At 67.4% G+C, this 23,870-nt stretch carries 15 protein-coding genes and 1 pseudogene; 10 read left to right on the top strand and 6 right to left on the bottom strand.

The window, feature by feature from the left end; all coding sequences use genetic code 11:
• Nucleotides 1–91 precede the first annotated feature (91 nt).
• Nucleotides 92–2,455: a TonB-dependent receptor gene (locus tag ACO05L_RS04075; RefSeq protein WP_421730894.1), complete on the top strand. Its 2,364-nt coding sequence runs from the start codon at nucleotides 92–94 to the stop codon at nucleotides 2,453–2,455.
• 22 nt (nucleotides 2,456–2,477) lie between these two features.
• Here ACO05L_RS04075 and cysN read toward each other — a convergent pair whose 3' ends face one another.
• Nucleotides 2,478–4,391, bottom strand: coding sequence for a sulfate adenylyltransferase subunit CysN (gene cysN, locus ACO05L_RS04070; protein WP_421730893.1), 1,914 nt, complete (start codon nucleotides 4,389–4,391; stop codon nucleotides 2,478–2,480).
• Nucleotides 4,391–5,350: a sulfate adenylyltransferase subunit CysD gene (cysD, locus tag ACO05L_RS04065; protein WP_421730892.1), complete on the bottom strand. Its 960-nt coding sequence runs from the start codon at nucleotides 5,348–5,350 to the stop codon at nucleotides 4,391–4,393. The genes cysN and cysD overlap by 1 nt, the downstream gene beginning before the upstream one ends.
• Nucleotides 5,351–5,664: 314 nt before the next feature.
• On the opposite strand from cysD, the gene ACO05L_RS04060 reads away from it, so the two are divergent.
• From ACO05L_RS04060 to ACO05L_RS04045, 4 genes and pseudogenes are all read left to right on the top strand, one after another.
• Nucleotides 5,665–8,040, top strand: a complete 2,376-nt coding sequence (locus ACO05L_RS04060) for a TonB-dependent receptor (RefSeq protein WP_421730891.1) — start codon at nucleotides 5,665–5,667, stop codon at nucleotides 8,038–8,040.
• A 241-nt stretch (nucleotides 8,041–8,281) separates the two neighbouring features.
• Complete coding sequence (locus ACO05L_RS04055) at nucleotides 8,282–10,438, top strand: TonB-dependent receptor (protein ID WP_421730890.1); 2,157 nt, start codon at nucleotides 8,282–8,284, stop codon at nucleotides 10,436–10,438.
• Nucleotides 10,348–11,574, top strand: a pseudogene (locus ACO05L_RS04050) (PepSY-associated TM helix domain-containing protein). The gene ACO05L_RS04055 and the pseudogene ACO05L_RS04050 overlap by 91 nt, the downstream one beginning before the upstream one ends.
• Nucleotides 11,571–11,768 (top strand): hypothetical protein, encoded by a 198-nt coding sequence (locus tag ACO05L_RS04045; RefSeq protein WP_421730889.1) that lies wholly within the window; start codon nucleotides 11,571–11,573, stop codon nucleotides 11,766–11,768. The pseudogene ACO05L_RS04050 and the gene ACO05L_RS04045 overlap by 4 nt, the downstream one beginning before the upstream one ends.
• Before the next feature lie 15 nt (nucleotides 11,769–11,783).
• On the opposite strand, the gene lepA is transcribed toward ACO05L_RS04045, so the two are convergent.
• On the bottom strand, nucleotides 11,784–13,592 hold the full coding sequence (gene lepA, locus ACO05L_RS04040) for a translation elongation factor 4 (RefSeq protein ID WP_421730888.1): 1,809 nt from the start codon (nucleotides 13,590–13,592) through the stop codon (nucleotides 11,784–11,786).
• 270 nt (nucleotides 13,593–13,862) lie between these two features.
• Between lepA and ACO05L_RS04035 the strand changes: the two genes are divergently transcribed.
• Nucleotides 13,863–14,987 (top strand): efflux RND transporter periplasmic adaptor subunit, encoded by a 1,125-nt coding sequence (locus tag ACO05L_RS04035; RefSeq protein ID WP_421730887.1) that lies wholly within the window; start codon nucleotides 13,863–13,865, stop codon nucleotides 14,985–14,987.
• Nucleotides 14,988–14,996: 9 nt separating this feature from the next.
• Complete coding sequence (locus ACO05L_RS04030) at nucleotides 14,997–18,113, top strand: efflux RND transporter permease subunit (RefSeq protein WP_421730886.1); 3,117 nt, start codon at nucleotides 14,997–14,999, stop codon at nucleotides 18,111–18,113.
• A gap of 91 nt (nucleotides 18,114–18,204) precedes the next feature.
• Here ACO05L_RS04030 and ACO05L_RS04025 read toward each other — a convergent pair whose 3' ends face one another.
• From ACO05L_RS04025 to rplU, 3 genes are all read right to left on the bottom strand, one after another.
• Nucleotides 18,205–18,753, bottom strand: coding sequence for a GNAT family N-acetyltransferase (locus tag ACO05L_RS04025; protein ID WP_421730885.1), 549 nt, complete (start codon nucleotides 18,751–18,753; stop codon nucleotides 18,205–18,207).
• Between the two features lie 225 nt (nucleotides 18,754–18,978).
• On the bottom strand, nucleotides 18,979–19,266 hold the full coding sequence (rpmA, locus tag ACO05L_RS04020) for a 50S ribosomal protein L27 (protein ID WP_421730884.1): 288 nt from the start codon (nucleotides 19,264–19,266) through the stop codon (nucleotides 18,979–18,981).
• A gap of 88 nt (nucleotides 19,267–19,354) precedes the next feature.
• Nucleotides 19,355–19,849 carry a 50S ribosomal protein L21 gene (gene rplU / locus ACO05L_RS04015; protein WP_421730883.1) on the bottom strand — a complete coding sequence of 165 codons (495 nt, stop codon included), beginning with the start codon at nucleotides 19,847–19,849 and terminating at the stop codon, nucleotides 19,355–19,357.
• 223 nt (nucleotides 19,850–20,072) lie between these two features.
• Here rplU and ACO05L_RS04010 point away from each other — a divergent pair, with 223 nt between their 5' ends.
• The 3 genes from ACO05L_RS04010 (at nucleotide 20,073) to ACO05L_RS04000 (ending at nucleotide 23,861) form a co-directional block, all read left to right on the top strand.
• On the top strand, nucleotides 20,073–21,557 hold the full coding sequence (locus ACO05L_RS04010) for a class I SAM-dependent methyltransferase (protein WP_421730882.1): 1,485 nt from the start codon (nucleotides 20,073–20,075) through the stop codon (nucleotides 21,555–21,557).
• Nucleotides 21,558–21,647: 90 nt separating this feature from the next.
• On the top strand, nucleotides 21,648–23,132 hold the full coding sequence (locus ACO05L_RS04005; RefSeq protein ID WP_421730881.1) for an alpha/beta hydrolase: 1,485 nt from the start codon (nucleotides 21,648–21,650) through the stop codon (nucleotides 23,130–23,132).
• Nucleotides 23,133–23,195: 63 nt separating this feature from the next.
• Nucleotides 23,196–23,861, top strand: a complete 666-nt coding sequence (locus tag ACO05L_RS04000; protein ID WP_421730880.1) for a hypothetical protein — start codon at nucleotides 23,196–23,198, stop codon at nucleotides 23,859–23,861.
• The last annotated feature ends 9 nt before the right edge of the window (nucleotides 23,862–23,870 follow it).

The following is a 23,870-nucleotide window of genomic DNA, read 5'->3' as shown; positions in this document are numbered from 1 at the left end:
AAGCCACGCCTCGCCGTGCCCGAAGCCTTGCCTGCTGCATCCCCAATGACCACCGACGGATGACACGTCGGACACCAGGATCATCTCAGCCATGCCGACCCACGCCACCGCCTGCGCCCTCCTGCTGGCCGCCCTTTCGACGCCCGCCCTGGCGCAGGGCATAGCGACGCCTGATACGGTGCAGCTGTCCGACATCATCATCACCGCAGAACGCCGCGAGGCCGCCCTGCAACGCACGCCCCTGTCGGTGACGGTGGCGGCCCAGCCCCTGCTGGCCGGCGCAGGCGTCGTGGACATCAAGGACCTGGCCATCCTGTCGCCCGGCCTGCTGGTCGCCTCGACCTCGAACCAGACCTACACCACCGCCCGCATCCGGGGCGTCGGCACGGTGGGCGACAATCCGGGGCTGGAAAGCTCGGTCGGGGTCATCGTCGACGGCGTCTATCGCGCGCGCAACGGCGTGGCCCTGGGCGACCTGGGCGAGGTCGAGCGGACCGAGGTCATCCGCGGCCCGCAATCGACCCTGTTCGGCCAGAACACCTCGGCGGGGGTCATCAATGTCGTCACCGCCGGTCCCCGCTTCGACTTCGCAGCGGTGGGAGAGGCCACGGTCGCGGAACACGGCACGCGCGGCGGCTCGGCCAGCGTGACCGGCGCCCTGGTCGAGGGCGTGCTGGCGGGTCGTCTCTATGCCTCGGTGCGTCGTCGCGACGGCTATTACGATGTCCGAACCGGCGACGGTCCTCGCACCGCGACGGACGACCAGAACGAGTCCTACGAGACCGCCCGCGCCCAGCTTTTGTGGACGCCCACGGCCGAGATCACCGCCCGCCTCAGCGCCGACTATACCGCGCGCGACGAACGCTGCTGCATCGGCGTGCAGCAGACGACGGGCGCCACCGCCGCCATCCTGGCCCTGCTCAGCCCCGACGGCGGGGTGATGGCGACGCCGGATCGCGAGGCGCGCATCGGATACGCCAACCGCGACACCAATACCCGGATCAAGGACGCCGGCGCCGCCCTGCATGTGGACGCAGAGACGCCCTGGGGCGTGCTGACCTCGACCAGCTCGTACCGCGAGTGGCGCGCCACGCTAAGCCAGGACTGGGACTTCACCTCGGCCGACATCGCCTATCGTCCCGACGACGGCCGCTGGTCCAACCGCTTCCGCACCTTCAGCCAGGAAGTGCGCCTGACGGGCTCGCGCGGCGCGCTGGACTACACCGGCGGCGTCTATCTAGCGCAGGAGAAGCTGCTGCGCCGCGACGCGCTTCTGTATGGCGCGGACTATGAGGAATACGTCAGCCGGCTGCTGTCGCGCACCGACGGAAATCCGGTCGGCGACGCCGATTTCGTCTCCACCCTGACCGGCCTGCCGGTGGGCCAAAGCTTCGTCGAGGGCGAGGGGATGGTCGATCGCTATGACCACGAAAGCCGCACCGCCGCCGTCTTCGGCCAGGGTACATTCCACGTCACTGACCGCCTGGGCCTGACCCTGGGCGCGCGCTGGACCCGCGTCCGGCGCGAGGTCGACGCCGCTTTCCAGAACACCGACGATGGCGTCGGCTGCGGCTCGGCCCTGACCAACGGCTTCAACAACGCGGTCGTCTGCCTGCCCTGGGCCAACCCCGCCTTCAACGACCTGACCCGGTCCGAGACACTGTCCGACGACGGATGGTCGGGTCTGGCGCGGGTCGAATACCAGCTGACGCCGACAGTCCTGACCTACGCCTCCTATGCGCGGGGTCGAAAAAGCGCGGGCTTCAACATGGACAGGACCCAGACGGCCCTGGCGCCCGAGACCTCGACCGACTTCCCCACCGAGACCGTCGATTCCTACGAGATCGGCGCCAAGGCCGAACTGCTGGACCGCCGCCTTTTGGTCAGCGCCGACGTCTTCCACCAGACCTATGAGGACTTCCAGCTCAACACCTTTTTGGGCACCACCTTCCTGGTGCGGTCCATCCCCGAGGTGACGGCGGTGGGCGCCGAGATCGAGGCGACCGCCCGTCTGTCGCAGGGCCTGTCGATCCAGGGCGGCGTCATCTATGCGCAAACCGAGTATGGCGACGAGCCGGTGCCGGGCCTGCCGCTTCTGGCCGGCAATCGCCTGAACTTTGCGCCTCTTTGGTCGGCCAGCCTGTCGGGGACCTATGAGCGGCCGGTGACGGAAAGCCTGAACGCCCGGCTGACGCTCGCGGCCAAATACAGCTCGGACTACAACACCGGGTCGGACCTGGCGCCCGAGAAGGTCCAGCCCGACTTCTGGCTGGTCAATGGCTCGGTCGTGCTCGAGCCGACCAACGGCCCGTGGAGCCTGGAGGTCTGGGCGCGCAACCTGTTCGACGAGACCTATGCCCAGGTGGCCTTCGGCGCCCCGTTCCAGACCGGCACGGTCGGCGCCTTCCTGGGCGCGCCGCGCACCATCGGCGCGACGATCCGGGTTCGGTACTAGGCCCTGACCTTGGAAGGCGGGGCTAGATCCCCTCGCCTTCCGACAGGCCTTCGCTGACCAGCCAGCGGACGATGGATTCCGTCGCCTCGACCGCCGTCACCGCCGTGGTGTCGATCCTCAGGTCCGGCGTCTCGGGCGCCTCATAGGGGCTGTCGATGCCGGTGAAGTTCTTGAGCTCACCGGCGCGAGCCTTCTGGTACAGGCCCTTCACGTCGCGCTGCTCGGCGACCGACAGGGGCGTGTCGATGAAGACCTCGATGAAGTCGCCTTCGTCCATCAGTTCGCGCGCCATGCGTCGCTCGGCCCGGAAGGGCGAGATGAAGGCGGTGATGACGATCAGGCCCGCATCAGCCATCAGCCGCGCCACCTCGGCGACCCGGCGGATGTTCTCGACGCGGTCTTCCTCGGTGAAGCCCAGGTCGCGGTTCAGCCCGTGGCGGACATTGTCCCCGTCCAGCAGATAGGTGTGGCGCCCCAGCGAATGCAGCTTCTTCTCGACCAGGTTAGCGATGGTCGACTTGCCCGCGCCCGACAGGCCGGTCAGCCAGACGACCCGGCCGCGCTGGCCCTTGATCGCCGACCGCGCCGCCTTGTCGACGTCGGTGGCCTGCCAGTGGATGTTGTCGGCCCGGCGCAGGTGGTGATTGATGAGGCCCGCGCCGACGGTGCGGTTCGAGATCTTGTCGATCAGGATGAAGCCGCCCAGATCGCGATTGTCCGCATAGGGCTCGAACGCGATGGGACGATCCAGCGAGATGTTGGCGACGGCGATCTCGTTCAGCTCCAGCCGCTTGGCGGCCAGTTTCTCCAGGGTGTTGACGTTGACCTTGTGCTTGATCTCCGTGACCTGGGCCGTGACCGTGCGGGCGCCGATCTTCAGCAGATAGGGACGGCCCGGCGGCAGGGGCTCGTCGTCCATCCAGACCAGGGTGGTCTCGAACTGATCGGCGACTTCCGGCGCAGCGTCGGCGGCGACCAGCACATCGCCGCGCGAGACGTCGATCTCGTCGGCCAGGGTCAGGGTGACGGACTGTCCGACCACCGCCTGATCCAGATCGCCAGGCATCACCACGATACGGGCCACCGTGCTGGTCCGCCCAGACGGCAGCACCTTGACGGCGTCGCCCGGCCGCACGGTGCCGGCGGCGATCAGGCCGGCGAAACCGCGGAAGTCCAGGTTGGGGCGATTGACCCATTGGACCGGCATGCGGAACGGTTGAGCGCGGGTGTCTTCGCCGACCTCGACGGCCTCCAGCCATTCCATCAGCGTCGGCCCGCCGTGCCAGGGCGTGGCCTCTGAACGGGTCGCGATATTGTCGCCCTTCAGGCCCGAGATGGGGATGGCGGTGACGGCGTTCAGCCCGATCTGGGCGGCGAAGGCGCGGTATTCGGCGACGATCTCGGCGAACCTCGCCTGATCCCAGCCGATCAGGTCCATCTTGTTCACGGCCAGCACGACGTGCCTGATGCCCAGCAGACTGACCAGATAGGAGTGCCGACGCGTCTGGGTCAGCACGCCCTTCCTCGCATCGATCAGGATCACCGCCGCGTCCGCCGTCGAGGCGCCCGTGACCATGTTGCGGGTGTACTGCTCGTGGCCGGGGGTGTCGGCGACGATGAATTTGCGCGTCTCGGTCGAGAAGAACCGATAGGCCACGTCGATGGTGATGCCCTGTTCGCGCTCGGCGGCCAGGCCGTCGACCAGCAGGGCGAAATCGATCTCGCCGCCTTGGGTGCCGATGCGCTTGGAATCGGCTTCCAGCGCCGCCAGCTGGTCCTCGAAGACCATCTTGGAATCATAGAGCAGCCGCCCGATCAGGGTCGACTTGCCGTCGTCCACCGAGCCGCAGGTGATGAAGCGGAGCAAGGATTTGTTCTGGTGCGCCTCCAGATAGGCGTCGATGTCGGAGGCGATGAGGTCGGACTGATGCGCCATCAGAAATAGCCCTCCTGCTTCTTCTTCTCCATCGAGGCGGCCTGGTCGTGATCGATCATCCGCCCCTGACGCTCGGAGGTGGTGGTCAGCAGCATCTCTTGAATGATGGCCGGAAGCGTATCGGCGGTGCTTTCGACCGCCCCCGTCAGCGGATAGCAGCCCAGGGTCCGGAACCGCACCGACTTCATCTGCGGGACCTCGCCGGGACGCAGCGGCATGCGGTCGTCATCGACCATGATCAGGGTCCCGTCGCGCTCCACCACCGGACGCACGTCCGAGAAATACAGCGGCACGATGGGGATGTTCTCCAGGTGGATGTATTGCCAGATGTCCAGCTCGGTCCAGTTGGAGATGGGAAAGACGCGGATCGTCTCGCCCGGCGCCACGCGGGTGTTGTAGCTGCGCCAAAGCTCGGGCCGCTGGTTCTTGGGATCCCAGCGGTGACCCGCCGAGCGGAAGGAGAAGATCCGCTCCTTGGCCCGCGACTTCTCCTCGTCACGCCGCGCGCCTCCGAAGGCGGCGGTATAACCATAGTGGTCCAGCGCCTGCTTCAGCCCCTCGGTCTTCCACAGGTCGGTGTGCAGGGCCGAGCCGTGGTCGAAGGGGTTGATGCCCTTGGCCACCGCATCGGGATTCTTCCAGACCTTGAGGTCGAAGCCGTACTTGGCCGCCGTCCGCTCGCGCATCTCGTACATGGCGCGAAACTTCCACGTCGTATCGACATGCAGCAGGGGAAAGGGCGGCGGCGAGGGATAGAAGGCCTTGGCCGCCAGGTGCAGCATCACGGCCGAGTCCTTGCCGATGGAATACAGCATGGCCGGGCGTTCGGTCTCGGACACCACCTCGCGCATGATCTGGATGCTCTCGGCCTCCAGCTGCTGCAGGTGCGTCAGCCGCGCTGCGGAGAGCAGCGGCGGTGTGGTCGCCGGCTCGTCAGCCATCAGGGATACTGCGGTCATTGGGTGGTCATCTCGTTCGGGGCGGCGGTCGCGACAGTCGCCCTCGTCCTTCTTGCGCTACGCCCATTGGCGCACCGTCTCCATCGACCATCCCGGCGTCAAGGAAACGCGAAAAGACCTGCCGCATCCGATTAGATTTCGTCGCCGCCGACCCGCCCGCAACGCGGATCGAATTTCGTCCGGCGTGCGTGTCGTTTCCGCGACGCTTGCGTGTCGAACCCTGTCTCAAAAGGTGCACCGAACCGTCGCCGCAGCAAAACATCTGCGACATGAAGCCGCGCTAGATGCTCGCCCCTCACTCGGGGACAACCAAAATGAACCGCCGCAACAGTCTCAAACTCCGCCTCCTCCTGGGCGCCGCGCTGATCGCCATCGCGCCGGCCTCGACCGCCCTCGCGTCCGATGTCGCGACCGCTCCCGCTCCCGACGTCGCTCCCGATCTGGAGAACCCCGACGTCTACAGCCTGACCGACGTGGTCGTCACCGCCACCAAGCGCGAGACCAACCTGCAGGATACGCCGATCTCGATCTCGGTCGTGGGTTCGGAAGACCTGGCCAACCGCCACGTCCAGAGCCTGATGGACCTGGCCGACGGCTCGGTTCCCGGCCTGCGCATCACCACCTTCGAGGCCCGCCAGTCGGCCCTGACCATCGGCATCCGCGGCATCGTGCCCAACGACGCCAACCAGCCCGCCCGCGAACAGGGCGTCGGCGTCTATATCGACGGCGTCTATCTGGCCCGCCAGCAGGGTCTGGCCGCTTCGCTGCTCGACATCGAGCGCGTCGAGGTCCTGAAGGGCCCGCAAGGCACTCTGTTCGGCCGCAACACCGAAGGCGGCGCCCTGTCGCTCGTCACCAAGAGGCCCTCAGGCGAGTTCGGCGTTCGCGCCATCGCCGGCCTCGGCAACCTGAACGCCTACAACTCGGAACTGCACGTCGACTTCCCCTCGTTCGGCGACTTCGCGGTCAAGGTGGACGGCGTCATATCGGTCCAGGGTCCCGTGACCGAAAACATCCTGTCCGGTGAGGAAGGCTTCGGCGAATACGACCGTCGCGGCGTGCGCGCCCAGATCATGTGGACCCCCAGCGACGCCTTCACCGCCGTCCTGGCGGCCGATATCGGCAAGGACAAGAACACCCCCTTCTACAGCCAACTGCTGAACTTCAACCCGCTGGGCCTGAACGTTCTGCCCTTCAACTCCCCGGTCGTTTCGGGATCATCCACCGTCGGCAGCGGAAACATCCGCGACCTGTCCCCCCTGGTTCAGGTCGAGGGCGAAGACCGCATGACCCAGGCCGACATCGGCGTGCCGCAGCAGTGGAGCGTCGACGACACCCAGGGCGTCGATCTGCACCTGTCCTGGCGCCCGAGCGACAACCTCGAGATCCGCTCGATCACCGCCTATCGTGAAGTCGACGTGGATCAGTGGGACAACATCGGCGGCGCCCACCGTCCGCCCATCGGCGTGCCGAACGGCAACTTCAGCCGCTACTCGCTGGCCGGCTTCTGGCAGCACCAGTTCAGCCAGGAACTGCAGGCGGTCGGCAACCTGGGCGACAGCATCGAATACGTCGGCGGCCTGTATTACTTCAAGGAAACCGTGTCTGACGACGCGGCGACGCCCTCGACCAACACCTGGAACGCCGACGGCACCGCCTATACGATCCGCGATCCCCTGCCGACCCAGCGCGGCTTCCGCTTCCTGGACCGGGCGTCGACGGCGCATTCCGAATCCAAGGCCGTCTATGGCCAGGCGACCTGGACGCCCGCCGCAGCCGACGCCCTGCACCTGACGGTCGGCGGCCGCTACACCTGGGACGACAAGGACGGCAAGCTGGAGATCGTCAACAACGTCGCCACCGACCTGACCTTCGAAACCTCGGTCGACCGTTTCGATCCGCTGGTCACCCTGGCCTATGACCTGACGGACAAGGTCAATGTCTACGCCAAATACTCGACCGGCTACCGCGCAGGCGGCGCGTCCTCGCGCTCGCTGACCTACCGCTCCTTCGACCCGGAAGAGGTCGAGGCCTATGAAATCGGCCTGAAGAGCGACCTGTTCGACAGCCGGGTCCGCCTGAACGCCGCCATCTACGCCATGGACCGGACCGACAGCCAGATCGACTTCACACTGGTCACCGTGAACCCGATCACCGGCTCCAGCCGCAACACCGTCGAAACGATCAATGCCCCCGGCACCACGGAAATCCGGGGTCTCGAGCTGGAAGGTCAGTTCCAGGCGACCGAACACCTGCGCTTCTCGGCCTCCTACGCCTACACCGACGCCACGGTCCCTGACACGGTCAACCCGTTCAACGGCGTAAGCCAGCAGGTCTTCATCATCTACACGCCCGAAAACGCGGGCACGGTGGCCGCCGATTGGGAATCGCCGCTGATGGGCGCCACCTTCCGCGCCCACATCGACGCCAACTACGCCGACGCGTCGCACAGCTTCGAACAGTTCGAAGTCGAGAACGACAAGTCCTTCATCGTCAACGCCCGCCTGGCCATCGCCGATATCCAGACCACCGCCGGCGGCCCGACGATGGAAGTGGCCCTGTGGTCGCGCAACCTGCTGGACGAAACCTACGTCTATCGCCGCGACCCGTCGAACCGCTCCACGATCGGCGACTACGGCAACTTCAACGCTCCGCGCACCTTCGGCATCGAACTGCGCGCAACCTACTAGCCTGCCGGAACGGGCTGCGGCCCGTTCCAACCACCTCCCCTCCTGACCTTGGCCCTCGTCGCTTCTGCGGCGGGGGCCTTTTTCTCTGGGCGCGGCCGGATTCCGCCAAGCTCGGCTGTGGCGAATGGATCACGTCCACGGCGCGACCGCGCTCAGTCCGCTGGACAGACCGCAAGAGCCTTGCATCGGCCGGACAGCAGGACTAGTGCGACGCGTTATCATTCTCAGGAATCTTGTTCCGATGCTGCGCTCCGTCCTCCTCGCCTCCTCCGCCCTGCTCGTCCTCGCCGGACAAGCCCAGGCTCAGGACGCCGACGCCACTGAACTGTCGGACGTCATCGTGACCGGATCCCAGGTCTCCCTGCCGCCGGTCTATGCCGGGGGCCAGGTCGCGCGCGGCGGTCGGGTCGGCCTGTTCGGCGCCCTTGACGCCATGGACACCCCCTTCGCCACCACCAGCTACACCGAGGAACTGGCGCGCAATCAGCAGACCCGCAGCATCGGCGACATCCTGCAGAACGATCCGGCGGTCCGCGTGTCCAAGGGCTTCGGCAATTTCCAGGAGCTGTATGTGATCCGGGGCCTGCCGGTCTATTCGGACGACATGACCTATAACGGTCTGTACGGCGTCCTGCCGCGTCAGTTCGTGGCGTCCGAGTTCGTCGAGCGGGTCGAGGTCTTCCACGGCGCGACGGCCTTCCTGAACGGCGCAGCCCCCGGCGGCAGCGGCGTCGGCGGCGCCTTCAACCTGGTCCCCAAGCGTGCGGGGAACGAAGACCTGACGCGGATGACCGCCGGCTGGTCGGGCACGGATGAGATCTATGGCGCGGCCGACCTGTCGCGCCGCTTTGGCGACAACGGCGCATACGGCGTGCGCCTGAACCTCGCCGGCCGCTCGGGCGAGGGCTCGGTCGAGGATTCCGGCAGCGAACTGGGCCTGATCGGCCTGGGTCTGGATCGCCGTGGCGACCGCGCCCGCTTCTCGGCCGACCTGGGCTGGCAGGACCATCACATCACCGCCCCGCGCCCTAGCGTGACGCCGAACGGCGCCGTGCCGACCCCGCCGTCGGCGGACACAAACTTCGCCCAGCCCTGGACCTATACGGACGAAGAACAGCTGTTCGGCGCCGCACGCGGCGAGTTCGACCTGACCGACAGCGTCACCGCCTGGGCCGCATTCGGCGGACGCAGCGGCAAGGAAGACAATGTCCTGGCCAACCCGAACGCCGCCCCTGACGGCTCACTGACCGCCTACCGCTTCGACAATGTTCGCGAAGACACCGTCTGGTCGGGCGACATCGGCGTCCGCGCCGACCTGACCACCGGCGCCATCGGCCACACCCTGGTCGCTTCGGCGTCGCAGGTGCGCGTGAAGTCCAAGAACGCCTATGCCTTCTCCAACTTCGCGGGCTTCGCCACCGACCTGTACGCCCCCGTCGACGTCGCCGCCCCGGCGGCCGACTTCTTCGTCGGCGGCGACCTCTCCAACCCCAATGTCACCGAGCGGGTGAAGACCTCCAGCGTCGCCGTCGCCGACATGATCTCCTTCCTCGACGGCCGCCTGCTGGCCACCGTCGGCGTTCGCTATCAGGAGATCGAGACCAAGACCTTCGACTACAACACCGGCGCCTTCGGCTCGGGCTATTCGGGCGACGCCACGACCCCGGCCTTCGGTCTGGTCTACAAGCCCGGCGACAGCATTTCCCTTTACGCCAACTACGCCGAGGCGCTTCAGCCCGGAAAGACGGCCCCAGCGGTCGTCAACGGCGTGCCGGTCGCCAACGCCGGAGAGGTGCTGGCGCCCTTCCGTTCGGAGCAGGTCGAGGTCGGCGCAAAGTATGACGGCGGCGCCTTTGGCGGTTCGCTCAGCGTCTTCCGCACCCTGCTGCCCGGCGAGTCCTTCGACGCCGCCACGGCGATCTATTCGGACGGCGGCGAGCAGGAGAACCAGGGCGTCGAGCTCAGCCTCTTTGGCGAGCCTGTCACCGGCCTTCGCATCATCGGCGGCGCCACCTGGATCGAATCCGAGATCACCCGCTCGCTGTCGCCCGCCCTGGTCGGCAAGTCGGCCATCGGCGTGCCTGAGTTCCAGTCGACGCTGAACGTGGAATGGGACGTGCCTGTCCTCACCGGTCTGACCCTCGAAGGCCGCGCCGTCTATACCGGCAGCCAGGCCGTCAGCGCCGACAACGCCGTGGAACTGGGCGACTGGACCCGGTTCGACGCCGGCGTCCGCTATGCCTTCGTCGCCGGCGAGAAGCCCCTGACCCTGCGCGCCCGCGTCGAGAACATCGCCGACGAGAACCAGTGGGTCGCCGTGGGCGGCTATCCGGGCGCCAACTACCTGACCCTGGGCGCGCCCCGGTCCTTCACCGTTTCGATCTCGGCGGAGTTCTGATCGGGCGTTAGGATAGGGTCATGCAAGCCCGCACTATCCGCGCCTGGTCCTGGACCCACAAATGGTCGAGCCTGGTCTCGACCATCTTCCTGATGATGCTCTGCATCACCGGCCTGCCTCTGGTCTTCACCCACGAGATCAACGAGGTCCTGCTGCGCGACGCCCATGCCCAGACATGGGATCAGGACGTCGATCCCGCGCGGGTTCTGGACCTCGATCAGGTCCTGGCCGTCGCCCTGGCCCGCAAGCCGGGCGAGGTCCCCGCCTTCATGAGCTTCGACGAGGATCGTCCCGTCGTGAACGTGACCAGCCGCGCCCCCGATGCGCCCGCCGGTCGCTACAGCTTTCAGCCCATCGACCGCACTACGGGCGATGCCGCCCCGCCCGTCGCCGGCCACCCGGTCATGGAGTTCCTGCTTCAGCTGCACACCGACATGTTCCTGGGCCTGCCGGGGATGCTGTTCCTGGGCGCCATGGGGCTGTTGCTGATCGTCGCCGTGGTCTCGGGCGTGGTGCTCTACGCACCCTTCATGCGCCGCCTGCCCTTCGGGGCCCTGCGTCTGGAGAAGGCCGCGCGGACCCGCTGGCTCGACTGGCACAACCTGCTGGGCGCGGTGACCGTGGCCTGGGTTCTGGTCGTGGGCGCGACGGGCGTGGTCAACACCCTGGCCACCCCCATCCTGGCCTACTGGAAGGATACGGCGCTGAAGGAGCTGACCCAGGCCTATGACGCGCCCGCCCGCCCCGGAGAGCGCGCGTCCCTGAACGCCGCCGTCGAACGCGCCCGTCAGGCCCTGCCCGGCAAGACCCTGCAGTTCGTCGCCTTTCCGGGCACGGACTATTCGACCGACCACCACTATGCCGTCTTCTTCCACGGCGACACGCCTCTGACGACCCACCTGACCACGCCCGCCCTGATCGACGCCCGCACCGGCCAGCTGGCCGCCGTGGCGCCCGCTCCCTGGTATGTGAAGGTGCTCAGCCTGTCCCAGCCGCTTCATTTCGGCGACTACGGGGGCCTGGGCTTGAAGATCGTCTGGGCCCTGCTGGACCTGGCCACGATCATCATCCTGGGGTCAGGCGTCTATCTGTGGCTGGCCAAGCGCAGGCGGGCCAGACCGGAGGGTGCGGCATGAGCCGCAAGTCCATCGGCCATCATCAGTCACTCAGCGCCATCTTCGCCATCCCGCTGATCCTTGGGGTCCTGGCCTTGATCGGCCTGGTCGGCGCACTGTTACAGGACGGCGCATGGGACCTGATCGGCTCAGCCCTGCTGGCCGCCGCAGTCGGCGTGGTGGTGTGGGCCAGGATCAGGGCGCGTCGGCGCTAAGGGCCGAAGCGTCGATCAATCGTCGTCCATCTTCAGGGCGGCGATGAAGGCTTCCTGCGGGATCTCGACCTTGCCGAACTGACGCATCCGCTTCTTGCCGGCCTTCTGCTTCTCGAGCAGCTTCTTCTTGCGGGTCGCGTCGCCGCCATAGCATTTCGACGTCACGTCCTTGCGCAGCGCCCGGACGGTCTCGCGGGCGATGATCTTGCCGCCGATGGCCGCCTGGATCGGGATGACGAACATGTGGGGCGGGATCAGCTCCTTCATCTTCTCGACCATGCCGCGTCCACGCGTCTCGGCCCGGCCGCGGTGGACCAGCATGCTGAGGGCGTCGACGGGTTCGGCATTGACCAGGATCGACATCTTCACCAGGTCGCCGACCTTGTAGTCGGTGATCTCGTAGTCGAACGAGGCATAGCCTTTCGAGATGGATTTCAGGCGGTCGTAGAAGTCGAACACGACCTCGTTCAGCGGCAGCTCATAGACCACCAGGGCGCGGTTGCCGACGTAGGACAGCTCGACCTGAGAGCCCCGACGGTCCTGGCACAGCTTGATCACGCCGCCCAGGTATTCGTCGGGCGTCAGGATGGTGGCCTTGATCCAGGGCTCGGCGATGGTCTCGATCTGCATCACGTCGGGCAGGTCTGCGGGGTTGTGCAGGTCGATCTCGGTCCCGTCGCGCAGGCCGATCTTGTAGACCACCGACGGCGCCGTCGCGATCAGGTCGAGGTTGAACTCGCGGCTCAGGCGCTCCTGGATGATCTCCAGGTGCAGCAGGCCCAGGAAGCCGCAGCGGAAGCCGAATCCGAGCGCGGCGCTGGATTCCATCTCGAAGGTGAAGGAGGCGTCGTTCAGGCGCAGCTTGCCGATGGCGGCGCGCAGGTCCTCGAAATCGGCGGCGTCCACCGGGAACAGGCCGCAGAAGACCACGGACTGCACGTCCTTGAAGCCCTTGAGCGGTTCGGCGGTGGGGCGTTTCTCGTCGGTGATGGTGTCGCCGACGGCGGCCTGGGCCACCTCCTTGATCTGGGCGGTGATGAAGCCGACCTCGCCTGCGGCCAGTTGGTCCACAGGCGTGTTCTTGGGCAGGAAGACGCCGACGCGGTCGACCAGGTGGGTGGTGCCGTGCTGCATCATCTTGATGCGCTGGCCGGCCTTCAGCACGCCGTCGAAGACGCGGACCAGCAGGACGACGCCCAGATAGGGGTCGTACCAGGCGTCGACCAGCATGGCCTTCAGCGGCGCGTCCGGGTCGCCCTTGGGCGCCGGCAGGCGGGTGACGATCGCCTCAAGCACATCCTCGATGCCGATGCCCGACTTGGCCGAGCACATGACCGCGTCCGAGGCGTCGATGCCGATGACGTCCTCGATCTGCTCGCGAACCCGCTCGGGCTCGGCGGCGGGCAGGTCGATCTTGTTGAGGACCGGCACGATCTCGTGGTTGTTGTCGATGGCCTGATAGACGTTGGCCAGGGTCTGGGCCTCGACCCCCTGCGACGCATCGACCACCAGCAGCGATCCCTCGCATGCGGCCAATGAGCGCGAGACCTCATAGGCGAAGTCGACGTGGCCGGGGGTGTCCATCAGGTTGAGGATATATTCCTCGCCGTCCTTGGCCCGGTAGTTCAGGCGCACGGTCTGCGCCTTGATGGTGATGCCCCGCTCCTTCTCGATGTCCATGTTATCAAGGACCTGAGCCGACATCTCGCGCGCCGTCAGGCCGCCGGTGAACTGAATCAGCCGGTCGGACAGCGTGGATTTGCCGTGGTCGATATGGGCGACCACCGAGAAGTTGCGGATGCGGGAAATGGGGGGCGTCGTCATGTGAGGGCGCGGTTAGCATGGGGGCGGCGCGAACGCCAACGGAGGGCTTGTGCGTTCACGCCTCTGGAACGCTTTTCGCGGCAGATTACTTCGTCGTAATGGCGGGGCTCACGGTTTGAGAAGCCTGAACGAACGCGGTAATAAGCCAGGCTGCAACGGCGGCGCCGAAGGCGATGCCTCGACCCATTTTCGGCCCGGTTTGCGCCAGGCCCGTCTCCAGGCCGGTCTTCGGTCCCGAGACGCACCAGACACAGGACTAGAGCCTTGGCGATGATCACCATGACCCGAGCCGCCCTGATGGTTTCCGCCGCCCTGGTTCTGGGGTCGTGCGGCGGCGGCGACAAGGCCAAGACCGACGAGACCCACGCGGCCAGCCAGACGGTGACCGTGGCCACCGCCGCCCTGACCAGCCAGCCGCGCATCGTCACGGCCTCGGGCAGCGTCACCGCCTGGGAAGAGGTGCCGGTCGGCGCCGAGGTCGGCGGTCTGACGGCGACGGCCGTGCTGGTCGATGAAGGCTCCTACGTCCGCCAGGGACAGCCTCTGGTCCAGTTGAACGACGCCCTGCTGCGGGCCCAGCTGCGCCAGCAGCAGGCGCAGGTGCAGACATCCGAGGCCAACGCCGCGCGCGACGACGCCGCCCTGGCCCGCGCCCAGGAGCTGAAGGAACGCGGCTTCCTCAGCCAGGCCTCGCTGGACACCGCCCTGGCCAACCAGCGCGCCTCGGCCGCCGGGGTCGCCGCCTCGCGCGCCGCCCTGTCCGAAACCCAGACCCGCCTCAGCCAGGCGACGCTGCGGGCGCCCGTCTCGGGCCTGATCATCAGCCGCAGCGTGACCAAGGGTCAGATCGTCGCCGCCGGGACCGAGATGTTCCGCATGGTCCGCGACGGCCGCCTGGAATTGGACGCTCAGGTGCCCGAAACCGAACTGGCCCTGATCCGCGCAGGCCAGCCCGCCACCGTATCCTCCGACCAGGTCGGCCAGACGACCGGCAGCGTCCGCATCGTCACACCCGAGGTCGATCCCCAGAGCCGCCTGGGCATCGCCCGCGTCGCCCTCTCGGGCGCCGGCGGTTTCCGCCCCGGCATGTTCGCCCGCGCCCAGATCGACGTGGGCTCTCAGCCCACCATCACCGTGCCGACGCCTGCGGTCCTGTACCGCGAGAACCGCGCCGGGGTCTTCGTCATGGGCGCAGACAGCCGCGCCCGGTTCCAGCCGGTGACCGTGCTGTCGCGTACCGGCGACCTGACCTCGGTCAGCGGTCTGGAGGCCGGAACGCGGGTCGTGGTGGAGGGCGCCGGCTTCCTGGGCGACGGCGACAAGGTGGCGATCGGAACGCCGGCGCCCGCTGCGGTCCCCGCCGCGGTCCCGGCTGCCGCTCCGGCCGCGCGCTAGGACCCGACCATGAAGAACATCTCCTCCTGGTCGATCAAGAATCCGATCCCGATCATCCTGCTGTTCGTCCTGCTGACCATGGCCGGGGTGAACGGCTTCCTCAACATGAGGATCAACAACAACCCCGACATCGACTTCCCCCTGGTCGTCGTCTCGGCCGCGCGGCCCGGCGCCGCGCCCAGCGAGATGGAGGTCCAGGTCACGCGGCTGATCGAGGATTCCCTCGCCGGCCTGTCGGGCGTGCGGCACATCAACTCCCAGATCACCGACGGCGTCTCGGTGACGACGATCGAGTTCGAGCTGGGCACCGACACCGAACGGGCCACCAACGACGTCCGCAACGCCATGAGCGGCCTGCGCGCCGACCTGCCGCAGGACATGCAGGAACCGTCGGCCCAGCGTATCGACATCACCGGCGACGCCTTGATCACCTGGGTGGTCCGTTCGCCGACAATGACGCCCGAACAGCTCAGTTGGTTCGTCGACAATGACGTCAGCCGGGCCCTGCTGGCCATCCAGGGCGTGGGCGAGGTCAATCGCTCGGGCGGCGTGGATCGCGAGATCGCCGTCGAGCTGGATCCCGACCGCCTGGCCTCCTTCGGCCTGACCGCCGCCTCGGTCAGTCAGGCCCTGGGCAGCGTCAACAGCGACCTGCCGGGCGGGCGGGTGACCATCGCCGGCTCCGAACGCTCGATCCGCACCCTAGGCGCCGCCGGCTCGATCGACCAGCTGCGCGCCACCCTGATCCCGCTGGGCGACGGCCGCACTGTGCGTCTGGGCGACCTGGGCACGGTCAGCGACCTGTGGTCCGAACCCCGCCGTCTGGCGCGCTACAACGGCCAGGAGGCCGTGACCTTCAACTTCCTGCGCTCGCGCACCGCCTCGGAGGTCAAGATCGCCGACCGCGTCCGCGAGGAGGTCGCCAAGATCGACGAAGCCCATCCCGAACTGACCATCGAACAGGTCACCGCCAGCGTCGAAGAGATCGAGGAAAGCTATTTCGCCTCGCTGGAAGCCCTGCTGCTGGGCGCCGTGCTGGCGGTCGTGGTTGTGTTCATCTTCCTGCGCGACTGGCGGGCGACCCTGATCACGGCGACGGCGATCCCGATGTCGCTGATCCCGACCTTCGCCATCCTGGAACCCCTGGGCCAGTCGCTGAACAGCATCAGCCTGCTGGCCCTGTCGCTGACCATCGGCATCCTGGTCGATGACGCCATCGTCGAGATCGAGAACATCGTCCGGCATATGCGCGACGGCAAGGCGCCCTACCCTGCCTCGATGGAGGCCGCCGACGAGATCGGCCTGGCCGTCGTGGCCACCACCGCCACCATCATCGCCGTCTTCGCGCCCGTTGGCGTCATGCCGGGCATCATCGGCCAGTTCTTCAAGGCCTTCGCCCTGGCGGCCTGTATCTCTGTGGCCTTCTCGCTGATCGTGGCGCGGACCCTGACGCCGCTGATGGCCGCCTATCTGCTCAAGCACCACGACCACGACGACAAGGATCCGTTCTGGATGTCGCGGTATCTGAAGATGCTGAGCTGGAGCCTGAAGAACCGTTGGAAGGTGTTCGGCATCGGCACCCTGGCCTTCATCCTGTGCACCGGCCTGGCGACCAAGCTGCCGTTCGAGTTCTTCTCGGCGGGCGACAGGAGCCGGGCGGCCTTCTCGGTCGAACTGCCGCCGGGCTCGACCCTGCACCAGACAGACGTCGTGGTTCAGCGCCTGACCCGCGAACTGCGCGAACGGCCCGAGGTCGTCTCCGTCTATGCCTCCGTGGGCGGCCAGGAGGTCAACCAGGCCAACATCTATGCCGATATGGTCGACAAGGGCGACCGCAAGCTGTCCCAGCAGGCCTTCGCCCGCACCATGGTCGACACCTGGAAAGCCATTCCTGGGGCCCGTATCGGCGCAGGGGTCGCCCAACAGGGCGGCGGACCCGGCGACGGCACCCGCTATGAATTCTCGCTCCTGGGCGACGACGGACCGTCGTTGCTGGCCGCCGCCCGCAAGGTAGAGGCCGAGATGCGGACCGTTCCGGGCCTGGCCAATGTGGTCAACACCGCCGCCATCGCCCGGCCGGAAATCCTGGTCACGCCCAAGCTGGACCAGGCGGCCCTGATGGGAGTGTCGACCGGCTCGATCTCCCAGGCCGTCCGCGTCGCCACCATCGGCGACGTCGATCAGAACCTGCCCAAATACAATCTGGGCGACCGTCAGGTGCCGATCCGGCTGCGGCTGACCCGTGACGCGCGCGAGGACCTGTCGGTGATCGAGAACCTGCGGGTTCCCACCTCCATGGGCGGGTCCGTGCCGCTGAGCACCGTCGCCGACATCCAGTTCGGAGCCGGGGCATCCCAGGTGATGCGTCGCGATCGCTCGCGCGTCGCCAGCATCACGGCCGAGCTTGACGGCATCCGCAGCGGCGACGCGGCCAAGGCCGTGCAGCAACTGCCTTCGGTCAAGAGCCTGCCCGCCGGGGTGCGCCAGACGCCCGCCGGCGACCAGGAGTTCATCCAGGAGATGATCATCGGTTTCGCCACGGCCTTCGCCACCGGCCTGTTCCTGATGTACGCCGTCCTGGTTCTGCTGTTCCGCAGCTTCGCCTATCCGGTGACCATCATGGCCTCCCTGCCCCTGGCCATCGCCGGGGCCTTCCTGGGGCTGCTGATCGCGGGGTCCAGCTTCTCGATCTCGTCCCTGATCGGGGTGCTGATGCTGATGGGGATCGCGGCCAAGAACTCGATCCTGCTTGTCGACTACATCATCATCGCCGAGCAGGAGGGCCAGTCGCGGATCGAGGCCATCATGGACGCGGCCCACAAGCGTGCACGACCGATCCTGATGACCACCTTCGCCATGGGAGCCGGGATGCTGCCCGTCGCCATCGGCTGGGGCGCAGACGTGCAGTTCCGCCAGCCCATGGCCATCGCCGTGGTGGGGGGACTGATCTCGTCCACCTTCCTGTCTCTGCTGTTCATCCCGCCGATCTTCACCATCGTGGACGACATCGGCGGCTGGGGTCGGCGTCGGCTGGGCAAGCGCTTCGCCGGCCAGCACCACACGACTGGAACCGGCGCCGGCGGCGGCGCGATCCCGACGACCGACAGTGGGCCGGTCAACACCTGACCCGTCATCATAGCCCCTGTCATCCCAGGCCGTGCGCCTGGGATGACAGAAGGCGGGCTGGGGCGGGCAGCCTAAGCCCTCTGCGACCGTCTCAGGCCAGCCAGATCATCATCCGCGTGTCGATCTCGCCTGACCGGGCGATGCTGAACTTGCGCCGGGTCTCGCCGGTGTAGAGGAAGCCGGCCTTTTCCAGCACGCGGCCGGACGCGGGATTGTCGACGAAGTGGCCCGCGACCAGGGCCCGACGCTTCCACCGCTTGGACGCCCAGACCAAGGCGCCTTCCAGCGCCTCGGTGGCGAAGCCCCGGCCCCAGAAGTCGCGACCGATCCAGTAGCCCGTCTCGGGCGCGCCATGCTTCATGTCGGCTTCGTCGCCCTCGAACAGACCGATGACGCCGACCGGCCCCATGTCCTCGTGCTCGATGACGAAGGTGGAGGCGCGGCGCGGGTCCTGCCCGGCCACGGCGATGACGAACTCTTCTGCATCGCCGGTCCCGAACGGGTGCGGCATCCGGCAGGTCATGCGGGCGATGTCGTGGTCATTGGCCATGTCGGCGATACGGGTCACGTCCTGGGCGCCGGGCGCGCGCAGGATCAGTCGCCGGGTCTCGATGACCGGGGAGGTTTCGATGATGCACATGGGTCGTCGCCTCGATCTTATGCTGGGCGAATGACGGGCGCTGAAACCGGTGTCCACTTTCAGCTGTCATTCGCCTGGCGTCCGCCTCCTTGGAGGGCTTGGGCGGACTTCAAGGCGGGGAAACGCAAACGGGGAGCCTGGTGATCCAGACTCCCCGCGGAATATTTTCCCTGGTCCGGATCGGCTGCTTTTTGCAAGCACGCCGACCCTGATTGGGAGCCTGCGCTACTCGGCGGCTGCAGCCACAGCCTGGTCGTCGTTGGCCGGAATGATCGATACGTAACAACGGCCGTTGGCTTTCTTGGTGAATTTCACCACGCCGTGCTCGAGCGCGAAGAGCGTGTGGTCGCGACCCAGGCCGACGTTGACGCCGGGATGGAAGGTCGTGCCGCGTTGGCGCACCAGGATGTTGCCGGCCAGCACGTTTTCGCTGCCGTATTTCTTCACGCCGAGGCGCTTGGAATGGGAGTCGCGACCGTTACGCGACGAACCACCGGATTTCTTGTGAGCCATCTGAACTCTCTCTTCGCTGCGCTACCGGCCTTGCGGCGTGTGGAGCGCGGTAACATCAGGGTTCGCGCCGGACGGCGCGGGAAAAATCTTACGCTTCGGTTTCGGCGGCGGCTTCGGCCTTGGGCGCAGCCTTCTTGGCCGGAGCCTTCTTGGCGACAGGCGCCTCGGCCTCGACCGGAGCGGCGACGCGCGGGGCCAGGCCACGAGCACGCAGGTTGATCTCGGCCTTGGTGGTCAGATCGACCTTGCCGTCCCACTTGGCGGTCTCGCCGGCGCCTTCGATGCCGGTGATGCGCAGGACCGATTCCATCTGGCGGTGGCCGTTGGTGCGGCGGTAGCCCTGACGGCGGGTCTTCTTGAAGATCTTGATCTTCTCACCCTTGCGGGTCTCGATCAGGGTCGCGCCGACGAAGGCGCCGTCGATCAGGGGAGCGCCCAGGGTCACGCCCTTGTCGCCGCCCAGCATCAGGACGCTGTCGAACTTCAGTTCTTGACCCGCATCACCATCCAGCTTTTCGACGACAATGGTGTCGCCGGGCTGAACCCGGTACTGCTTGCCGCCGGTCTTGATCACCGCGTACATATTGAAGCCTCAGCGTAACGCAAAAAAGAATGCGCCCGCCGGGTAGACCCCGCGGGCGAAGAGCGGCGACATATACGGATGGACCCGGCGGAGTCAACGCGAATTGGCGCTGGAACCCGCTCAAAATGGCCGTCCGGCCGTGTGTGCGCCCGAAATCACACCGCTCTCTAGCCCCCTTTCGGCAACCTGTGCCAAAGAACGACACGCACGAGGACACCCCTGTATGACCACCGCTCCCGCCACTGTCGCCAAGGCCGCCTCGGCGACCGACAAGCGAATCGTCGCTGCTCGCACGATCACGGCCCATATCGCCGAACATCTGCAGGCCGACCTGTCGCTGCGGCTGTGGACCGGCGAGGTCCTGCCGCTGGGCCCCGGCGCGCGCGACGACATCCAGATCGTCGTGGCGCGGCCCAGCGTGGTGCGCCGCATCCTGCTCAAGCCCGGCCTGATGACCCTGTTCGAGATGTTCGGCACGGGCGACCTGCGCGTCGAGGGCGGCAGTCCGCTGGACGCCGCCGACCGCTGGGACCATGGCCGCGCCATCCATCTGGCCAAGCGGGTCGACCGGATGCTGATCGCCAAGGCGGCGATCCCCTTCCTGCTCAGCGGCGACGATGCGGGCGCGACCGAGCTTCCGGCCTGGGATTCCACCGGCAAGGACGGCGTGGGCGCCGAGAAGGCCGGGCGGCGCGACCAGGACTTCATCCAGTTCCACTATGATGTCGGCAACGACTTCTACCGGCTCTTCCTCGATCCGGAGATGGTCTATTCCAGCGCCTATTTCACCGACCATGACGCCACGCTGGAAGCCGCCCAGGAAGAGAAGCTGGACCGCATCTGCAAGAAGCTGCGCCTGAAGCCGGGGCAAAAGCTGCTGGACGTGGGCTGCGGCTGGGCCGGCCTGTCGTGCTGGGCGGCCAAGAACTATGGCGTCACCGTTCACGGCGTGACCCTGTCCCAGGCCCAGCTCGATTTCGGCCGCGCCAAGGTCAAGGCCATGGGTCTGGAGGACAAGGTCACCCTTGAGCTCAAGGACTATCGCCACATCACCGAGAACGGCGCCTACGACGCCATCTCCCAGGTCGAGATGTTCGAACACGTCGGATTCGCCAACCACGAGCGCCACTTCCTGGAGATGAAGCGCCTGCTGAAGCCGCGCGGTCTGTATTTCCACCAGGCCTCGGTGCGGCGCGGCGGACGGGTGGCGATCAAGCCGACCGCCACGACCAAGGTCATCACCCGCTTCATCTTCCCCGGCGGCGAGTTGGACACCATCGGCATGACGGTGACCAACCTGGGCCGTCTGGGCTTCGAGACCCTGGACGTCGAGGATATGCGCGAGCATTTCGAACTGACGCTGAAACACTGGGAAGACCGTCTCTACGACCGGCGCGAGGAGGCTTATGCCCTGGTCGGCCAGGCCCGCACGCGCCTGTGGCTGATCTATTTCGCCCTGTTCAAGAAGAGCTTCGAGCGGGGGTCGGTGCTGGTCTATCAGACCGTGGCCCAGAAGCGCCGCCCCGGCCCCAGCGGCCTGCCGCTGGACCGCAAGTCGCTCTACATCGACCCGCCCAAACGCGCCGTCGCCGTGGCCGTCACCGCCACCAAACCGGCGCCCAAGCCGCGCGGGCTGAAGGCCACCATGGCCAAGGCCATCGCCAGCGTGACCGGCTCGAAGCGGGGCCGCGCCAAGCCCGCCAGATAGGCCTGTCGACCAACGTTCCTGCAGCGGCGCTTGCGTGATGGGGGGCGGCGGGTGTCAGGTGCCGGCCAAAGACGATCCGAGGAAGCCCCTATGCCCCGCCAACTTCTTGCTCCCCTTGCGGGAGCCCTTGCCGTCGCCGTCACCGGCCTGTTCGGATCGGGCGCCGCCAGCGCCGCCGAGCCGGTCTATGCGATCAAGCCCTGCCCGGCCGACTGGGCGACCGGCGACCGCGTCGTCGAATGCGGGACCCTGACGGTCGATGAGACCCGCGGCGATCCCGCCACCCGCCGCATCGACATCGCCGTGGCCAGGATCAAGGCCAAGACGCCCTTCATCGACGCCATGGGCGAGCCCTTGCCACCCGTCGTCGTCTTCCACGGCGGGCCGGGCGGATCCCTGGTCAGCGGCGTGGGCCGCACCCTGGGCTTCTATGCGGCCAATCCAGAACAGGCCGGGCCTCTGGCCGCCATCGATCAGGACTGGATCTATTTCGACCAGCGCGGCGGCGGGCTGGGCAATCCCTCGATGGACTGTCCGGGGGTGCAACTGACCGACGCCGGTCCGCCCTCGGCCAAGGACGAGGCCGGGCTGATCGCCTGCCTTCAGGCCTATGCCGCCCAAGGCGTGAACCTGTCCCAGTATAATGCGGCTGTCATCGCCGCAGACGTGGCCGACATGCGCAAGGCCATGGGGCTGGAGCGGATCGACCTCTACGGCGGATCATACGGTCCCCGGATCGAGGCGGCGGTCATGACCCATGCGCCGCAGGGCGTGCGCGCCGTGGTGATGGATTCCCCCTGGCCGCCCGAGGGCAACTGGGCCGTGGGCACGCCGGAACAGGTCTCGACCGCCGTCCGCATCATCCTGGCCAAGTGCGCGGCCCAGGCCGCGTGCGGCGCCCGTCACCCCGACCTGCAGACCCGGTTCGAGGCCAATGCCCGCGAATGGCTGGCCGGCCCCAAGACCGGCTCGGACGGCAAGACCTGGACCGTCGAGGACCTGGCCGCCTTCTTGATGGAGACCACCTATGACGCGCGCGGCGTGCGCCGCCTGCCGCACGACCTGGAGGCCATCATCGCCGGCGACTTCAGCCCCATCGCCGAGATCGCCGAGGACCGCGAATACTATACCGAGGCCCAGCAGATGACCCATCTGTGCAAGGAGGAGCTGCCGTTTGAATCCAAGGAACGGCTGGCCGCCGGCGCTGCGGGCGATCCCGTCGCCGAGGTCTCCGTCCCCAGCCTGTCGCGCCTGTTCGCCGTCTGCGCCGCCATCGACGTGGGCGCCGCCGATCCGGTCGAGAACGCGCCGGTCCGCTCCGACATCCCGACCCTGTTCATCGCCGCCGAGATCGACCCCGGCTGCCCGCCTGAACTGACGCGCAAGGCGGCCGCCGGCTATGCCAACAGCCAGGTCATGATCGTCACCAACGCCACCCACGGCGTGACCCGCCAGAGCCCCTGCGCCGCCCGCGCTGCTCGCGACTTCCTGCGCGACCCGACGGAGCCGGTGGACCAGACCTGCCTGCCCCCCGCCGACGAACCCCTGGTCTTCGATGAGGGCGACGCCGCCTGACGACCGCCCTTCCCGAAGATTTCCCCTCGACTGTTATAAAGTAACACGCTACAGGGATCGTCAATGACGCCCCCGGCCCTGGAATTCGATGTGCTGCTATCGCTTCTGGGCGGAGGATTCGTCGCGGCCTTCCTGCACGCCGCCTTGCCCACCCACTGGTTGCCCTTCGTCCTGGTCGGGCGCGCCCAGCACTGGTCGCTGGGCCGCACACTGGCGGCTGTCGCCACGGCGGGTCTGGCCCATATCGGCACCACCGCGGTTCTGGGCGGCCTGATCGTGGCGGCGGGGCTGGCCCTGGACCAGTTCGTGACCGGCCTCATGCCCGCGCTTTCGGCCATGCTGCTCTTGGGCTTCGGCGTCTTCTATCTGGTCCGCGCCGCCGTTCGCCGTCCCGCCCCGCTGGCCGCCAATGGGGCGACACTGGAGTTGAGCGAGCCGACCGTATCCCATGCCGCCGCCTTTTGGGGGCTGGTGGTCATGCTGGCGGTGTCGCCGGGCGAGGTGCTGCTGCCCATCTATATGTCGTCAGCACACGAAGGCCTGGGCGCGCTGGGTCTGCTGACCGCCGCCTTCGCCCTCGGGACCGTGATGGGCATGGCGGTCTTCACCACCTTGGCGCGGGCCGGAGCCTCGGCGCTGCGGCTGGAGCGATGGGCGCGCTACGAGGGGGCGGTGCTGGGCGTCGCCCTGATCGGCCTCGGCCTTCTCGTTTTCATGCATCAGCACTAAAGACGGGTC

The organism is Brevundimonas sp., from assembly GCF_965227765.1.
In the GTDB taxonomy this organism is placed as follows: Bacteria; Pseudomonadota; Alphaproteobacteria; order Caulobacterales; family Caulobacteraceae; genus Brevundimonas.
The sequence above is the reverse complement of the archived record's forward strand: the minus strand, read 5'-3'. Positions and strand labels throughout refer to the sequence as shown.

Bases quoted from the DNA above. Each gene is read 5' to 3' on its own strand.
- ACO05L_RS04030 (WP_421730886.1), top strand. From the start codon at position 14,997: ATGAAGAACATCTCCTCCTGGTCGATCAAGAATCCGATCCCGATCATC.
- ACO05L_RS04005 (WP_421730881.1), top strand. From the start codon at position 21,648: ATGCCCCGCCAACTTCTTGCTCCCCTTGCGGGAGCCCTTGCCGTCGCC.
- ACO05L_RS04055 (WP_421730890.1), top strand. From the start codon at position 8,282: ATGCTGCGCTCCGTCCTCCTCGCCTCCTCCGCCCTGCTCGTCCTCGCC.
- ACO05L_RS04060 (WP_421730891.1), top strand. From the start codon at position 5,665: ATGAACCGCCGCAACAGTCTCAAACTCCGCCTCCTCCTGGGCGCCGCG.
- rplU (WP_421730883.1), bottom strand. From the start codon at position 19,849: ATGTACGCGGTGATCAAGACCGGCGGCAAGCAGTACCGGGTTCAGCCC.
- ACO05L_RS04010 (WP_421730882.1), top strand. From the start codon at position 20,073: ATGACCACCGCTCCCGCCACTGTCGCCAAGGCCGCCTCGGCGACCGAC.
- lepA (WP_421730888.1), bottom strand. From the start codon at position 13,592: ATGACGACGCCCCCCATTTCCCGCATCCGCAACTTCTCGGTGGTCGCC.
- ACO05L_RS04045 (WP_421730889.1), top strand. From the start codon at position 11,571: ATGAGCCGCAAGTCCATCGGCCATCATCAGTCACTCAGCGCCATCTTC.
- ACO05L_RS04035 (WP_421730887.1), top strand. From the start codon at position 13,863: ATGATCACCATGACCCGAGCCGCCCTGATGGTTTCCGCCGCCCTGGTT.
- ACO05L_RS04000 (WP_421730880.1), top strand. From the start codon at position 23,196: ATGACGCCCCCGGCCCTGGAATTCGATGTGCTGCTATCGCTTCTGGGC.
- cysD (WP_421730892.1), bottom strand. From the start codon at position 5,350: ATGACCGCAGTATCCCTGATGGCTGACGAGCCGGCGACCACACCGCCG.
- cysN (WP_421730893.1), bottom strand. From the start codon at position 4,391: ATGGCGCATCAGTCCGACCTCATCGCCTCCGACATCGACGCCTATCTG.
- ACO05L_RS04025 (WP_421730885.1), bottom strand. From the start codon at position 18,753: ATGTGCATCATCGAAACCTCCCCGGTCATCGAGACCCGGCGACTGATC.
- rpmA (WP_421730884.1), bottom strand. From the start codon at position 19,266: ATGGCTCACAAGAAATCCGGTGGTTCGTCGCGTAACGGTCGCGACTCC.
- ACO05L_RS04075 (WP_421730894.1), top strand. From the start codon at position 92: ATGCCGACCCACGCCACCGCCTGCGCCCTCCTGCTGGCCGCCCTTTCG.